Source organism: Umezawaea sp. Da 62-37 (assembly GCF_032460545.1).
In the GTDB taxonomy this organism is placed as follows: Bacteria; Actinomycetota; Actinomycetes; order Mycobacteriales; family Pseudonocardiaceae; genus Umezawaea.
In genome coordinates this window covers 282,045-296,343 of record NZ_CP135965.1, presented here as the reverse complement: position 1 = coordinate 296,343, position 14,299 = coordinate 282,045, and the positions used below count along the sequence as shown (strand labels likewise).

The 14,299-nt window shown below is 72.5% G+C and carries 13 protein-coding genes; 7 read left to right on the top strand and 6 right to left on the bottom strand.

The window, feature by feature from the left end; all coding sequences use genetic code 11:
• Positions 1 to 42: 42 nt before the first annotated feature.
• Both RM788_RS01365 and RM788_RS01360 read left to right on the top strand, forming a co-directional pair.
• Positions 43 to 1,152, top strand: coding sequence for a hypothetical protein (locus RM788_RS01365; RefSeq protein ID WP_315929597.1), 1,110 nt, complete (start codon positions 43 to 45; stop codon positions 1,150 to 1,152).
• A gap of 222 nt (positions 1,153 to 1,374) precedes the next feature.
• Positions 1,375 to 1,584 carry a TOBE domain-containing protein gene (locus tag RM788_RS01360; RefSeq protein WP_315929596.1) on the top strand — a complete coding sequence of 70 codons (210 nt, stop codon included), beginning with the start codon at positions 1,375 to 1,377 and terminating at the stop codon, positions 1,582 to 1,584.
• 26 nt (positions 1,585 to 1,610) lie between these two features.
• On the opposite strand, the gene RM788_RS01355 is transcribed toward RM788_RS01360, so the two are convergent.
• The 3 genes from RM788_RS01355 to RM788_RS01345 all read right to left on the bottom strand — a co-directional run bounded on the left by RM788_RS01355 (position 1,611) and on the right by RM788_RS01345 (position 4,859).
• Positions 1,611 to 3,443 (bottom strand): diguanylate cyclase domain-containing protein, encoded by a 1,833-nt coding sequence (locus RM788_RS01355; RefSeq protein ID WP_315929595.1) that lies wholly within the window; start codon positions 3,441 to 3,443, stop codon positions 1,611 to 1,613.
• A gap of 235 nt (positions 3,444 to 3,678) precedes the next feature.
• Positions 3,679 to 4,344 carry a FadR/GntR family transcriptional regulator gene (locus RM788_RS01350; RefSeq protein ID WP_315929594.1) on the bottom strand — a complete coding sequence of 222 codons (666 nt, stop codon included), beginning with the start codon at positions 4,342 to 4,344 and terminating at the stop codon, positions 3,679 to 3,681.
• A gap of 119 nt (positions 4,345 to 4,463) precedes the next feature.
• Positions 4,464 to 4,859, bottom strand: a complete 396-nt coding sequence (locus tag RM788_RS01345; protein WP_315929593.1) for a BlaI/MecI/CopY family transcriptional regulator — start codon at positions 4,857 to 4,859, stop codon at positions 4,464 to 4,466.
• Positions 4,860 to 4,941: 82 nt separating this feature from the next.
• Between RM788_RS01345 and RM788_RS01340 the strand changes: the two genes are divergently transcribed.
• Positions 4,942 to 5,862: a M56 family metallopeptidase gene (locus RM788_RS01340; protein WP_315929592.1), complete on the top strand. Its 921-nt coding sequence runs from the start codon at positions 4,942 to 4,944 to the stop codon at positions 5,860 to 5,862.
• A gap of 93 nt (positions 5,863 to 5,955) precedes the next feature.
• Here the strand turns inward: RM788_RS01340 and RM788_RS01335 are convergent, their stop codons facing one another.
• On the bottom strand, positions 5,956 to 6,924 hold the full coding sequence (locus tag RM788_RS01335) for a LysR family transcriptional regulator (protein WP_315929591.1): 969 nt from the start codon (positions 6,922 to 6,924) through the stop codon (positions 5,956 to 5,958).
• 183 nt (positions 6,925 to 7,107) lie between these two features.
• Between RM788_RS01335 and RM788_RS01330 the strand changes: the two genes are divergently transcribed.
• Genes RM788_RS01330 through RM788_RS01320 form a run of 3 tightly spaced genes read left to right on the top strand, consistent with a single transcriptional unit; the run spans position 7,108 to position 10,378 of the window.
• Positions 7,108 to 7,920: a 2-amino-3,7-dideoxy-D-threo-hept-6-ulosonate synthase gene (locus RM788_RS01330; protein ID WP_315929590.1), complete on the top strand. Its 813-nt coding sequence runs from the start codon at positions 7,108 to 7,110 to the stop codon at positions 7,918 to 7,920.
• Entirely contained in the window at positions 7,917 to 9,011 is a 1,095-nt protein-coding gene (locus tag RM788_RS01325) for a 3-dehydroquinate synthase II family protein (protein WP_315929589.1), read from the top strand. Before RM788_RS01330 ends, RM788_RS01325 begins: the two co-directional genes overlap by 4 nt.
• Positions 9,011 to 10,378 (top strand): class I adenylate-forming enzyme family protein, encoded by a 1,368-nt coding sequence (locus RM788_RS01320; protein ID WP_315929588.1) that lies wholly within the window; start codon positions 9,011 to 9,013, stop codon positions 10,376 to 10,378. The genes RM788_RS01325 and RM788_RS01320 overlap by 1 nt, the downstream gene beginning before the upstream one ends.
• 19 nt (positions 10,379 to 10,397) lie before the next feature.
• On the opposite strand, the gene RM788_RS01315 is transcribed toward RM788_RS01320, so the two are convergent.
• Both RM788_RS01315 and RM788_RS01310 read right to left on the bottom strand, forming a co-directional pair.
• Positions 10,398 to 11,222, bottom strand: a complete 825-nt coding sequence (locus RM788_RS01315) for an arylamine N-acetyltransferase family protein (RefSeq protein ID WP_315929587.1) — start codon at positions 11,220 to 11,222, stop codon at positions 10,398 to 10,400.
• Positions 11,223 to 11,243: 21 nt separating this feature from the next.
• Positions 11,244 to 11,618: a hypothetical protein gene (locus tag RM788_RS01310; protein ID WP_315929586.1), complete on the bottom strand. Its 375-nt coding sequence runs from the start codon at positions 11,616 to 11,618 to the stop codon at positions 11,244 to 11,246.
• 367 nt (positions 11,619 to 11,985) lie between these two features.
• Here RM788_RS01310 and RM788_RS01305 point away from each other — a divergent pair, with 367 nt between their 5' ends.
• Entirely contained in the window at positions 11,986 to 14,295 is a 2,310-nt protein-coding gene (locus RM788_RS01305) for a M20/M25/M40 family metallo-hydrolase (RefSeq protein WP_315929585.1), read from the top strand.
• Positions 14,296 to 14,299 lie beyond the last annotated feature (4 nt).

Here is a 14,299-nt window from a genome sequence, read left to right as displayed (position 1 = left end):
GCGGTGGCCGTCCGCCCGACCCGTTGTCGATCACCACGTACGGTGGAACCGGGAAGGTGTTCCAGCGGGATCGATGCCCACGGGGAGGCAGTCGTCGACAGGTCGCACGGCGCGAGGCTGGCCGCCCACGATGCCGTCTCCGCGGCTCTGGCCCGGTGCGACGACCGTGAACTGCTCGACCTCGTGGACCGGGCCGAGCCGCTGGGATCGGGCATCGGTGGGACGGCGGCGCTGCTGGACGTCGGCGGGACCCCGGTCTTCGTCAAGCGGGTGCCGCTGACGGATCTGGAGACGCGGCCGGAGAACGTCCGCTCCACCGCGAACCTCTTCGGGCTGCCCGACTTCTGCCACTACGGCGTCGGGACCATCGGGGGGCCGGGTTTCGGGGCGTGGCGGGAACTGGCCGTCCACACCACGACGACGGAGTGGGTGCTCGCGCGGGACCACGAGGGCTTCCCGCTGATGCACCACTGGCGGGTGCTGCCGCACCACGGGCAGTCGCTCCCGGAGGAACTGGCCGATGTGGACAGGGCCGTGGCCCACTGGGGAGGCGGAGCGGAGGTGCGTCGCCGGATCGAGGCCCTGCGGGACTCCTCGGCGAGCATCGCGCTGTTCCTGGAGCACATCCCGCACAACCTGCACGACTGGCTGGGGGCCAAGGTCGACGCGGGCGACGAGGACATCGGGGCCACCTGCGCCATGGTCGAGGAGGAACTGCGGGCAGGCACCTCGTTCATGAACTCCCGCGGCCTCCTGCACTTCGACGGCCACTTCCAGAACGTCCTGACCGACGGCGAACGCCTGTACTTCGCGGACTACGGCCTCGCGATCTCCTCCGGATTCGACCTGTCCGAACGGGAGGCGGACTTCTTCGCCGGGCACCAGGCCTACGACCGCCGCTACACCGCCACCCACCTGGTGATCTGGCTCGTCACGGCGCTGTACGGGTACAAAGGGGACGAGCGCGCCGAGTTCGTCCGCGCCTGCGCCCGAGGGGAACGCCCGACGGGGGTTCCGCCGCGGGTCGCGGAGATCCTCACCCGCCACGCCCCGGTGGCCGAGGTGATGACGGACTTCTACCGCGGGTTCCAACGCGAGAGCAGGCTGACCCCGTACCCGGCGGAGGGGATCGACGGCTCGTCCACCACCTGACGGGAGCTCCCCGCGTGTGCGCACGAGTGGGCGTCAGCCGATCGGAGTACTGGGCCGACATCCTCGTCTGCCGCCGCGACGGGAAGCGGTCCCCGCGCGTGCGGGGCGACCGTCCGTGATCGTCGACGCACCTGCGGATCGCAGCGGAAACCGTTGGCGGACAAGCGATCCGGAAGCCGCGTACGCTGCCCCGGTCATCGTTGGCGATCCCGAGGAGTGCACGTGCGACTGTCCACCCGCAACCAGCTGACCGGAACCGTGGCGTCGATCAAGGACGGTGCGGTCATGGCCGTGGTGACCGTGGACCTCGACGGCGGGCAGCAGGTGACCGCGTCGATCACCATGGACGCCGTGGCCGATCTCGGCCTGCGGGTCGGGCAGCCGGTGACGGCGCTGGTGAAGTCGACCGAGGTCATGATCGGCGTCGAGTAGACCGGCGTCGGACGGACGGCCGCGCGCTACCCCATCGGGTAGCTGCGGCCGATCCAGACCTCCGCCTCCTCGCGGGTGACGTGCTCCGGCAGGTAGGGGCCTGTACCGACCACGACGCCGAGCCCGAAGAGCACCTCGGCGTGCTGCTGGGAGTCCACTCCGTACGCGCCGACCTTGACACCCAGTTCCTCGGCCCGCTCGACGAGTTGGCGGACGTTGCGCTTGGCCCACTCCGGCGGGTCGTCGGTGTCCAGCACGTCGACGATCGCGCCGATCAGCATCACCGCGGGCGCGGGAACCCCCAGCGCGGGCAGCAGTTCCAGGTCCGTCAGCCCGGTGATGTTGAGGATGAACAGCACGCCGAGGCCCGCCAGGTGGCCGATGGACTCGATGAGGTCGCCGCGCTCGTCCAGCAGCGACGGGCTGTCCGTGCACAGCATGAGGTCGCGCGGGTCGAGGTCGTTGCGGGCGAGTTCCGCCAGGACGATGCCCACGAGGTCGCCGTCGACGGCCATCCGCTGCGGCAGCGTCAGGCACACCATCGGGATGTCCGGGCCGAACCTGGTCCGCCAGTCCGCCGTGGTGCGCAGCGCCTCGGCGAGCAGGTACCGGCCCAGGGCCACGGTCAGGCCGGTGGTCTCGGCCAGCGGGTAGAACACGTCCGACTTCAACCGGCCGAGCTCGGGGTGGTCCCAGCGCAGCGCGGCGTTGAGCGAGGTCACGACCTGCCCGTCGGGCAGCACCACGTGCGGTTGGTAGGCGACGGTCATCTCGCCGTTCTCCATCGCGCCCGCGATGGCCGCGGCGAGCCGGTAGCGCTCGCGGAAGGCCTTGCCCGCGGCGGGGTCGAACAGCACCCACTGGGCCTTGCCGAGCTCCTTCGCCCGGTGCAGGGCCATTTCCGCCGAACGCATCATGTCGGTGCGCGCGGCGCCGGGCAGGTCGGCCAGCACGATGCCGACGCTGGCGCTCACCCCCACCCCGATGCCGCCGCCGACCTGGACGGGCTTGGCGAGTTCGGCGATCGCGCGCTCGGTCAGCTCCACCACGGTCGTCGAGGTGGGATCGCCGCGCAGCGCCACGGCGAACACGTCGCCGTACAGCCGGGCGATGAACGCGCCGTGGCCCGCGAACACCAGCCGCAGCGCGCCCGCGACACCGCGCAGCACGCGCTGGGCGACGACGATGCCGAGCCCGTCGCTGACGACCTTGAACCCGTCGATGTCCAGGTGCAGCAGGGCGATCCGCTCCACCGTGCCGGTGCCGGTCATGGCCTCCAGCTTGGAGCGGAAGTGCGCGGCGTTCGGCAGTCCGGTCACCGAGTCGTGCAGGCTCTGGTACTCGAAGGTCTCCTGCAGCAGGCGCAGCTCGTGCATGTCCTCGAACATGAAGATCGGGTGCGCGGCGCCCTCGTCCGGCAACGTCGTGACCGACATCCGCACCCGCCTGGTCGTGTCGTCGGCCCCGCCGATCTCGATGTCGTCGAGCACCGGGTTCCCGGCCGCGTCGCCGAGGTCGTCGAGCGCCTCGCGCAACGCGGTCCGATCGCCTTCGGCGGCGCCGATCCCCGAGATGTGGTCCCCGATCAGGACCTTCTCGTCCGGCAGGCCCACCAGCCGCAGGAACGACGGGTTGGCCGCGGCGATCGCCCCGGTCGGATCGGTGAGCACCACGGCGGTGGGGCAGGTCCGGTAGAACGCGGCGAACCGCTCGTCGGCGTGGCGGACAGCGCTTTCCCCGGTTCTCCTGAGTTCCCGCGCGAGCCTGACGACCATGGTCTCCAGCTCGGCACCCCCGGCGTCGACGCCGCGCAGGGTCGCCGCCCAGCGGCGGGCGAACTCCAGCAGATCCGGTGCCACTCCAGGCTCCGGCACACTTCACCTCTTCGCCCGTGGCGGCTTGTTTCCGGGCCTGCGGTCGCACGACGACACCGCGGCGATGTTGGGCCGAACGGCGGACAACGGATTCAAGCACGGTCGTCGGAGGCGTGTCGATCGCCCAACAGTGTTCCGCGGACGCTGTTTCCCTTTCGCAGTCGGGATCGCGTGGAATCGCACTGCTGGGGCCGCCGCGCTTTCGGGGCGTGGAAAAGGTTTATTCGTGGGCGGTGGAGTCGCGGTCGGCGTGCGCGGCGGCGGCGAGGTGGGCCGCCTCGACGTCGCCGCGGTCGATCGCGGCGAAGATCCGCGCGTGGTCGGAAGCGCGGTCCACCGCGGACTGCGGTTCCAGCCGGGCGAACCGCAGGGCGGCGACGGCGCACCGGTGGAGTTCGGTGAGCAGCGGGTTGCGGGAGGCGGCGAAAACGGTGGTGTGGAAGACGTCCAGCGCGACGTCGGTCCGGCCGCTCGCGGCCTGGTAGGTCGACGTCCAGCACTGCTGCGGCGGCGCGACGAGGGAGGCGCGCAGGATCGCCAGGTGCTCGTCGGCGCGGTGGGCGGCGGCGAGCCCGGTGGCCTCGACCTCCAGCGCCCTGCGCAGTTGCAGCGTCCGCGCCGCGGGCTGGTCGCGCAGGTGGTCGCGGAGCACCGCGTCGACGGCGGTGCGCGCCCGGACGAAGGTCCCGCGGCCGCGCGCGCTCTCCAGCACGCCGTTGGCGGACATGGTCCTGATGGCTTGGCGGACGACCGCGCGGCCGACGCCGAGGGACTCGATCAGCTCGTCCTGGCTGGGGATCCGCGAGTTCAGCGGCCACTCACCGGTCTCGACGTGCCTGGTGATCCACTCGACGGCCTCTTCGAAGCCCGCCCGTTTCGGCGGCATGTGGTCCGCTGCCCTTCGCGCCCGAGGAGTCGGTCCGGCGCGGTGCCGTCGACTTGCGACACGACTGTAGAAGGTCCGGGTGTCACCTTGTCAAGTGCGGGTCCACCACCGTGTGGGCGTCAGTCGAGCTTGCCGAGCAGGTCCCGCAGCAGCCGCTCGTCCTTCTCGTTCAACGAGCCGACGAACCGGGTGAGCACGGAGGCGTGGTCCGGGTCGCTGTCGAGCAGCCTGCGCATCCGCCACGCGACGAGGGCGGACGGTTCGGCGGCCGCGGAGTAGCGGAAGGCCCGCCCGTCGCGGACGCGGGTCGCCATCTTCTTGTCGTGCAACCTGGTCAGCGTGGTGACCACGGTGCTGTAGGACAGCGAGCCGGACGGGTCGAGCAGGTCGCGGACCTCCGCGGGCGTCAACGCCGAGTCGCTGGCACCGAGCACGGTGAGGACTTCGGCGGCCAGTGCGCCGGGCTGGCGTCGGGAGGGTGGAACCGCGTCCTCGGTCGTGCCGCCGTCGCTCACGCGGCGAATGGTACAGATCCACACCGCCCGGCCGGGAGGCCTGCGGCGTAGGACACTGTCCTCCCACACCGAAGGGAACCGGATGTTCGACCACTTCGCCTGGTCCGTGCTGGCGACCCCGCTGCTCGTGGTGCTCGGCGCGCACCTGATGATCGACCGGCTCCGCCCGGAAGCGGCGCTGCGGGTGTTCGCCTGGTCCGCCGCGGTCGCCGCCGCGGCGAGCACGGTGACGCTGCTGCTGTTCGCGGTCAAGGCGCTGGTCGAGGTGCCCGCCATCGCCGCGCTGGGCGGGCTGTCCGCCGAGGCGGTCGTCGCCGACACCGCCCACGTGCCCTGGGTCTCGTGGGTCTCGCTGGCATGGGTGGTGCTGGCCGCGCCGATGGTCGCGTGGCGCTGGCACGGCCGTCGCGCCGCGGTGCGCGCGGCCCGTGGCGCGGTCGAGGGCCTGGAGTCGCGGGGCGACCTGGTGACCGTGGCCGACGACCGGGTCGCCGCGTTCGCCCTGCCCGGCCTGCCGCGGCGGATCGTGGTGACCACCGGGATGCTCGAGGTGCTGGACGAGCGCCAGCGCGGTGCCCTGATCGCCCACGAACGCGCCCACCTGGCGGGCGACCACCACCGGCTGGTGTGGATCACCCGCCTGGCCGCCACCGCCCACCCCGCGCTGTGGCCGGTCGCCCGCCAGGTCGCCTACCTGGTCGAACGGGTGGCCGACGAGTCCGCCGCCGCGGAACTCGGCGACCGCCGCCACGTCGCCCGCGCCATCGGCGTCGCCGCCCTGGCGGCCAAGGCCGACCGCGGCCCGCTCGGCACCCTCATGGCGCTGGGCCCCGCTCCGGGCACGGTGCCCCGCCGCGTGTCGGCCCTGATGGCCCCGCGCCCGCGCCTGAACTGGCCCGCCGTCCTGCTGGTGCTGCTGGCCGTGGGCACGGTGGTGTGGACCGGCGAATGCGCCCGCGACTTCCAGGAGCTGCTGGAACTGGCCTCGACGCACGCGCGCTGACCGGCGTCGCGCCGCGGTGCCGGGGGAGCGTCGGCGGCGGGACCGGAGTGGTCGCGGCGGCGCGCCCGTCGACGGGGAGACTCCCGCGTGTCGTTATCCGGAATCCCGCGCGAATTCCTCGCCGCCCGCGTTCCACCACCGCGAATAAAGCGCGCTGCGCTGCGCGTGGCGCAAATATCCGGCGATGAATCCCGCGTGGACGCGGTCGATCACGTCGGCCAACGCGGACGTCTCCGGCCACACCAAAACCAGGCGCCGGTGCAGCGGATTCCCGAAGAGGGGTTTGACGACGATTCCGGCGACGTCGTGGATCGTCGGGTGGACGCCCGCGACGGTGTTCTCCGAACGGACGAGTTCCAGCGCGGTGTCGAGGTCCGCGCCGAAGTGGGCGAACCTGGGGGTGAAGCCCGCCGCCTCGCAGGTGAGCTGGAACGTCGACCGGGGGCCGCCGACCGACTCCTCCGGCATGGTCCACCACTCGTCGGACAGGTCGGTCAGGTCGAGCTCGGCGCGGTCGGCCAAGCGGTGTCCAGCGGGGAGCGCGACGAAGACGGGTTCGGTCAGCAGCGGTCTCCGGAGCACGCCGAAGGGCGGTTGCCGCGGGGTGCGCGCGAACTCCGCCATGACCGCCAGGTCGAGCTTCTCCGTGCGCACGTGATCCATCACCGCCTCGCCGGTCCGCTCCATCTGCGAGGTGATGTCCTGTTCCGGCAACACTTCCCGCACCGCGGACACCAGCTGCGGGATGAGCGCGCCGGTCACGCCGCCCAGCTGGATGGACGCGGGCTGCGACCGCTCCGCGATCTTGCGGGCGGTCGCGCACAGGTCGTCGAACTTGTCCACGACCTCCTGCGCGCGCAGGACGACGTGCTCGCCGAGGTCGGTCAGCTCCACGCCGTTGGGCGCCCGCACGAACAGCTGGCCGCCGAACGTCCGCTCGATCCTCCTGAGCTGGGCCGTGAGGCCCGGTTGCGCGATCTTCAACGACATGGCCGCCCTCCTGATGCTGCCCGCCGCCGCGACGGCCAGCACGACGTGGAGATGACGAAGTTCTAATCGCACGCGTTCACCCTATTGCATTCGATCCGGTCGGAGTGGACCGAATGGATTGTGGAATTGCTCCGATAGGACGCAGGAGGAGTTCGAATGGGGGGTATAACTGGCGGGTTATCTCCCCTTGATACTGCCTCATTCAGCTCTTTTCTGATCTCCTGGGAATTGACCGATATAAAGGAGCGGTACTGCGTGACTCACTCCCGGAAAGCGCTGCGGCTGCGGCGGCTATCGCGGCCGCGCGACGGCAAGTACCTGTTCGTCCCCCTGGACCACAGCGTGTCGGACGGTCCGGTCGTGCCCAACCAGCGCTGGGACGGTCTGATCGCCGCGCTCGTCGCGGGCGGCGCCGACGCCATCGTCGTCCACAAGGGCAGGGTCCGGCTGATCGACCCGGTCCTGCTCGGCGACTGCGCACTGGTCGTCCACCTCAGCGCGGGAACGGCGCACTCGTCCGACACCAACGCCAAGGTGCTGGTCGGCGACGTCGAGGAGGCGCTGCGGCTGGGGGCCGACGCGGTGAGCGTGCACGTCAACATCGGCTCGGACACCGAGGAGCGGCAGCTCGCCGACCTCGGCACCGTCGCGGCGTCCTGCGACCGGTGGAACGTGCCGCTGATCGCGATGGTCTACGCCCGCGGCCCGCGCGTGGCCGACCCGTACGACCCGGTGCTGCTGTCGCACGTGGTCAACATCGCCGCCGACCTCGGCGCGGACATCGTGAAGACCTCGATGGCCCTGCCGATCGGGCGGATGGCCGAGGTCGTCGCCAACTGCCCCATCCCCGTGCTCGCGGCGGGCGGCCCGGTCGACAGCGCCGACCCGATCGGCTACGCGGCGGCCGCCATGCGCGCCGGGTGCTCCGGGCTCGCCATCGGACGCCGCGTCTTCACCGACCCCGCGCCCCGCAGCCTCGTGGCCGGACTCGCCTCCGCCGTCCACGAGGCCGCCCACAACGGCGTCCACGCCGATCACCCCATCACGACCACGACAGGTGCCGCGTGAAATTCGCTTGGATCGACGTCCGACAGGTTCCCCAGGCCCGGCTCGAAGGAGTCGTCGACGCCGCAGTGCACGCCCGTGTGCGCGGTGTCGTCGCGGCCGACCCGGCGGTGCTCGCGACACTGCCGCCCACGGTGACCCGCGTGCTGCTGCTCCCCGACGGCACACCACCGCCCGACGACGCCCAGGGCGCCGTGGTGGCGCAGGTCGTGCACGACGAGGACGGGGTGCACGACCTGCGCGGCACCGGCAGGGCCGCGTTCGTGCAGGTGCGCGACGACCGCACGCTGAGCCTCGCGTGCCTGGCGGCGGTGGAGCTGCCGCACACCGTCGTGGCCTTCACCGACCCCACGAAGATCCCGCTGGAGATCGTGATCGCCGCGGCCGACCGCGCCGAGGGCGAGCTGATCTGCGTGTGCGCCGACCTCGAGGAGGTCGGCATCGTGCTCGACGTCCTGGAGCACGGCTCCGACGGCGTCATGCTGGCCCCGCGCAACGCCGACGACGTGTTCGGCGTGCAGCGGCTGATGGAGGCGACCACGCCGCCGCTCGAACTGACGACGCTGACGGTGGAGTCGGTGGTGCACAGCGGTCTCGGCGACCGGGTGTGCGTGGACACCTGCTCGCACTTCGAGGAGGACGAGGGCATCCTCGTCGGCTCCTTCTCCACCGGTTTCGTGCTGTGCTGCAGCGAGACGCACCCGCTGCCGTACATGCCGACCCGGCCGTTCCGGGTCAACGCGGGCGCGCTGCACTCCTACGTGATGGGGCCGGACAACCGGACCAACTACCTCAGCGAGCTGCGCTCCGGCGGCACCGTCCTCGCGGTCAACGCCGAGGGCAGGACGCGCCGCGTCGTCGTCGGGAGAGCAAAGCTCGAGTCCCGGCCGCTGCTCACGATCACCGCGCACTCGCCCGAGGGCGTCCAGGTGAGCCTGATCGTGCAGGACGACTGGCACGTCCGCGTGCTCGGCCCCGGCGGCAAGGTCCTCAACGTCACCGAGCTGGAGAGCGGCCACGAGCTGCTCGGCTACGTCGCGACCGACCAGCGGCACGTGGGCTACCCCATCGGCGAGTTCTGCAGGGAGAGCTGATGGGGGTCCTGATCGAGGACCTGATCACCGACCTGCTCGCCAAGGGCGCCGACGACGCCCCGTTCGCGACCCACCAGCGCACCCTCACCCGCGGCGGGCTGCGCGCGGCCGTCGCCGCCGAGGCGGAGGCGTTCGCCGCCTCGGGCGTGCGCCCCGGCAGCACGGTGGCGCTCCAGGTGCCGTCGAGTTTCAGCCAGTTCGAGGCGCTGCTCGCGCTCTGGACGCTCGGCGCGCAGGTCATGGTGGTCGACCCGCGGCTCGCACCGGTCGAACTCGAGGCGGTGCGGGAGCGGTGCCGCCCGCAGTTCGTGGTGCGCGCCGAGTCCGGAGGGCGCAAGCCGCTGCCGTTCGCCGAACGCTACGAGCTGCTGACCGAGCGGCGCTCCGACGGCCGCGCCGCGACCACCGACCACCGCCTGGTGCAGTTCAGCTCGGGTTCCACCGGTCTGCCCAAGGTCATCGGGCGCACCGCGGACTCGCTGTGCGCCGAGATCGACGTCTTCAACGCCCTGCCGGACCTGCCGGGGGCGGGGGAGAAGGTGCTGCTGCTCAGCTCCTCGGTGCACAGCTTCGGCCTGGTGTTCGGCCTGCTGCGGTCGCTCGACGTGGGCGTGCACCTGGTGTTCTCCGCGCAGCGCTCGGGCCGGGACATGATCGGCATGGCGGCCTCGCACGGCGTCGTGATGATCACCGGCATGCCGGTGCACTACGACGCCATGGCACGGGTCGAGGACCCGCCGCCGCTGCCCGCGCTGCGCTGCGTGCTCGCGGGCGGCGAGCTGATCAAGCCGGAGGTCGAGCAGGCCTTCGCCGCGCGCTACGGCCTGCCCGTGGGGCAGGGCTACGGCAGCACGGAGACCGGCATCCTCACGATGGACGTCACCGGCGGCACCCGGCCCGCGGTGGGCCGGGTGTGCGAGGGCGTCCGGCTGCGCGTGCGCGACGGGCAGGTGGAGGTCGGCCTCGACCGCTCGCCCTACCTCAGCGAACCCGAGCAGGTGCGCTACGAGGACGGCTGGTGGCGCACCGGTGACCGGGGCGAGCTCCGCGCGGACGGTTCGCTGACCCTCATGGGCCGCGCGGACTCGCTGGTGATCCTGGGCGGGTACAAGGTGGACCTGCTGGAGATCGAGGACGCGCTGCGCCTGCACCCGCTCGTGAACGAGGCGATCGTGGTGCACGACGACGCGGTGGAGGCCTACGTCGCCACCTCGTCGGACGACCTGGACGAGACGGCCGTCGCGGCGTGGTGCGGCGAGCAGCTCGCCGACTTCAAGCAGCCCGCCGCGTTCCGCGTGCTGCGCGCCCTGCCTCGGACCCCCAACGGCAAGCTCGTCCGCGACCGCTCGGTGCTCGCGGGCCATTAGCGAGGAGCGCCCCGGCCGCTCAGGTGGTCGGGGCGCTGGCGAACCGGAACAGGCGGTCGGTGTCCACATCGGCCACCGGCACGTCGAACCGCTCGGCCAGCACGGCGGCGAACTCCTCGGCCGTCTCCACCGGCACCTCGGTCCCGCCCGCGGGACCGTTGGAGAACAGCTTGGTGCCGACCAGCGTCAGCACGTGGTCGTCGTGCGGCCTCTGCGCCAGCAGCCGCCGCACGAACGACGACTCCGGATCGGTGGACTGGCGCTGGTGGTGCGGCTCGAACCACTCCAGCTCGTGCGGCTCCTCGCGCAGCAGGTACCCCGGCAGCCTGCCGAACCGGTGCAGCCCGACCCACCAGTGGTCGTCGCGCGCCACCTCGAAGTCGAACCCGGCGCGGTCGTGCGGTCCCGGCCGCAGGGGGAGCGGCTCCACGAAACCCTGGCCCATGCCGACGTCGGCGACCCACGTGCCGCCGTCGACGCGCACCAGCAGCGCCATGTGGTTGCCCCACAAGGGTTCCTCCGCGTCGCGCGGGCCGATCGCGGCGCACGCCAGTGACACCTCGAACCCCAGCGCCTCCAGCAGCGCGCCGAACGCGGTGTTCAGCTCGAAGCAGTACCCGCCGCGCCGCCGCGCCACCACCTTGTCCAGGATCGCGGCCCGGTCCAGCGGCACGACCGCGCCCAGGTGCACGTCGAGGTTCTCGAACGGCACGGTGGCCAGGTGCGCCCGGTGCAGCGCCCGCAGCACGTCCACGCCCGGTGTCACGTCGCCGCGGTAGCCGATCCGCTCCAGGTAGGTGTCGACCGCTCGGGTCGCGGGACGCACGTCGGGGTGGGTCGTCATGCCGGGAATCCTAGAAGTCGATCACGTGCCGAGTCTGCCCTGGTGCTTGAACGAGAGCAGGATGATGAACGCCCCGCTCAGCGCCGTGCGGCCGTAGATCAGCGTCACCGGCTCCAGCGTCTCGGGCGCGCACAGCTCGGCGAACACCAGCCCGCCGTAGCCCACCAGCAGGGCGATGCCGAACCGGCGGGCGTGGTCCCAGCGGCGCGCCATCACGATGCCCAGGAACCCCGTGCAGAAGCGCAGCAGCTTGCCGGAGGTGTCGAAGGGGAAGAGGGGGTATAAGACCGTCACGACGTGGAAGACGCCGATCAGGAACACGGCCCACTGGAGCTTCCCGAAGCGCTCGAACAACTTCCTGGTCTGCTTGGTCTTCGGCGCGCCCTTGCCGGCCATGACACCACCTCGCGGTCCACCCGCACCTGTCCGGGTCGGACCGCCAGGCGCTCCGGGTCTTCGGATACCCGAACCGGTCGACGGCGACGCCACCCGCCAGGGCGACCACCATCGTGTCGGAGTGTCCTTTAGCCACCGTCCGCTACGGACGCGCGCGTCCTGTTCGGACGGAACCGCGGAACGGCTCGGGAGCGGCGATCCCGTCCGTCGGCCCGCGTGCGGTCCGGCCTGGTCGATAACTTCAGTGCCGACCGAAGCTGACCCGATGGGGTGAATCGTGGTTCGGAGCGCGCGCGGTCGGCCTTCCGGCACCGGAAGACCGAAGTCGGGGGGCTGCGGCGGGCACGGGCGTGGGTAGGTTCTCCCGGTGACCGCCGAACCGAACGCCCCCAGGGGCTTCCGCCCGCCCGTCGTCGCGGTCGCGCTGCTCGCCGTCCTGGTGGCGCTCGGCGCGTTGTCGCTGCTGGCCTTCCGCCCGCCCGCCGCCGCCCCGGCCGACGTGGCGGCGACGGAGTTCTCGGCGGCGCGGGTGGAGGGCGACCTGCGGGAGATCGCGCAGCGGCCGCACCCGTTGGGGACGGCGGACCACGCGCGGGTGCGGGACCACGTCGTCGCGGCGGCGCGCGCGGCCGGGGCGGACGTGCGGGTGGAGTCCGGCGAGGTCGTGCGGACGGAAACCGGCAGGCCGACGCGGGTGGCGGTGGCGGAGAACGTGGTCGCGGAGGTCGCCGGATCGGAACCGGGGCTCAGCGGCGGCCGGGCGCTGCTGCTGGTGTCGCACTACGACTCGGTGCCGACCGGACCCGGCGCCGCCGACGACGGGGCGGCGGTCGCGTCGATGCTGGAGGCGATCCGCGTCCTCAAGGCGTCCGGCGGGGTGCGCAACGACGTGGTGTTCCTCTTCACCGACGGCGAGGAACTGGGCTTGCTCGGCGCGCGGCTGTTCTTGCGGCAGCACGACGTCGCCGAGTTCGGCGCGGTGCTGAACTGGGAGGCGCGCGGTAGCAGCGGGCCGGTGGTGATGTTCGAGACCAGCACCGCCAACGCCGGGCTGGTCGACGCGTTCGCGGGCGCGAGCAGCAGGCCCATCGCGAACTCGCTGGCCTACGAGGTCTACCGGCGGATGCCGAACTACACCGACTTCACCGTCTTCCGCGACGCGGGCGCCGCCGGGCTCAACGCGGCGTTCATCGAGGGCCTGCACGACTACCACTCGCCGAGCGACGGCGTCGACGCGCTGGACCGCGACACCGTGCAGCACCACGGCGAGAGCATGACGGGGATGGTCCGCGCGCTGGGCGGTCGCGACCTGAGGCAGCTCGACGGCCGGACCGCCGTCTACTTCGACCTGTTCGGCCGCGTCCTCGTGCGCTACCCGGTGTGGGTTGCGCTGGTGCTCGCCGGGCTCTCCGCGGTCGCGCTGGTGCCGCTGGTCGTGCTGGGTGTCCGCCGTGGACGGTTGCGCGCGGGCGGCGCGGCGGCGGTCGTCGGTGCCGGGCTCGGTGCGGTGGTCGGCACGGCCGCGCTGTGCTTCGGGCTCTGGTGGCTGCTCACGCGGGTGCGCCCCGGCCTGGCCGCCCTGCCGCTGTCCGAGCCGTACGACCGCGGCTGGTTCATCGCCGCGTTCACGGTGGTCGCGGCCGCCGTGCTGCTGCTGGTCGCCAAGCTGGTCCGGCGCAGGACTCCCGCCGAGGTGCTCGCGGGCGGCCTGCTGCTGGTGGCGGTCCTGCTGGTCGCCGTCGCGGTCGCCGTGCCGGGCGCCACCTACCTGTTCCAGTGGCCGCTGGTCGCCGGACTGCCCGCGCTCTGGTGGGCCGTCCGCCGCGACACCGCCGCCCTGCCGCTCGCGGCCCTCGCGCCTGCCGTGGCGGTCGTGCTGTTCGCACCGGTCGTGTCGACGCTGACGGTCGCGCTGGGCATCGGGTACGCCGGTGCCGCGATGGCCGTCGCCGTGCTCGCGGGCGCGCTGCTCCTGCCGCTGTTCACCGCCCTGCCCCGGCCGGGCCTGCTCGCCGCGACGGCGTCGGTCGTCGCGTTCGCGCTGTTCACCACCAGCGTTCTCGTCTCCGGCTTCGACAGCCGCGAACCCCGCCCCGACGGGCTGCTCTACCTGCGCGACGCGGCCACCGGCAAGTCGGCGTGGCTGACCGGCGACGCCGAACCCGACGACTGGACCGGCCGCGTCCTGGGCGCGGCACCGGAGAGGCTGTCGGTGGCCGAGGCCTTCCCGGTGTTGAGGGACCCCGTGCTGCGCGCCCCCGCCCCCGCCGTCGACCTGCCCGAACCGACGGTCACCACGCTCGCCGACACCACCGCCGACGGCGTCCGCTCGCTCCGCTTCCGGGTGGACTCGCCGCGCGAGGGCTGGCGGATCCAGGTCTCCCTGCCCCGCGACGTCGTGCGGGCCTGCGTCGTCGCGGGCCAGCGCGTCGAGTCCGCCGCCGCGACCCCGCCGGTCAACCTCGTGTTCGAGTTCTACGGCGCGGCCGACGGCGCCGAACTCACCTGCGAGGCGAACGCGGGCTCGCAGATCCCGGTCGACGTCGCCGACTTCTCCATCGGCCTGCCCACCGAGGTCGCCGCACTGGTCGGCCCGCGCCCGGAGGACACGATCCAGGTGCCGTCGGGGTACCGGGTCGTCGACGCGGCGGTCGTGCACCAGGTGGTGCGGCTCTAGCCGC